Annotated in this window: 1 protein-coding gene; it reads right to left on the bottom strand. The window is 58.5% G+C overall.

The features are described from left to right. Positions 1-617, bottom strand: a 617-nt coding sequence (locus tag AC1D35_RS36720) for a cbb3-type cytochrome c oxidase subunit I (RefSeq protein ID WP_477942992.1), incomplete at both ends; no start/stop codon positions are given.

Raw genomic sequence — 617 nt, forward strand, 5'->3', positions numbered from 1 at the left:
CAGTAGTTCACGCCGGCGAACATGCCGAAGAGAACGCCGCCGATGATCACGTTATGGAAGTGGGCGATCAGGAACAGCGAATTGTGCAGCACGAAGTCGGCGGGCGGGACTGCCAGCATGACGCCGGTCATGCCGCCGATGACGAAGGTCACCATGAAGCCGACCGTCCACAGCATCGGCACGTCGTAGCGGATACGGCCGCGATACATGGTGAAGAGCCAGTTGAAGATCTTCGCTCCTGTCGGGATCGAGATGATCATCGTGGTGATGCCGAAGAAGGAGTTGACCGAAGCGCCCGAGCCCATGGTGAAGAAGTGGTGCAGCCACACAAGGTAGGACAGGATCATGATCACGCAGGTGGCGTAGACCATCGACGCATAGCCGAACAGGCGCTTGCGTGAAAAAGTCGCGACCACTTCGGAAAAGACCCCGAAGGACGGAATGGCAAGAATATAGACTTCCGGGTGACCCCAGATCCAGATGAGGTTGACATACATCATCGGATTGCCGCCGAGGTCGTTCGTGAAGAAGTTCGTGCCGGCATAGCGGTCGAGCGCCAGCAGCGCGAGCGTCGCCGTCAGGATCGGGAAGGAAGCGACGATCAGGATGTTGGTGCA

Source organism: Rhizobium sp. P1_E6 (assembly GCF_056405875.1).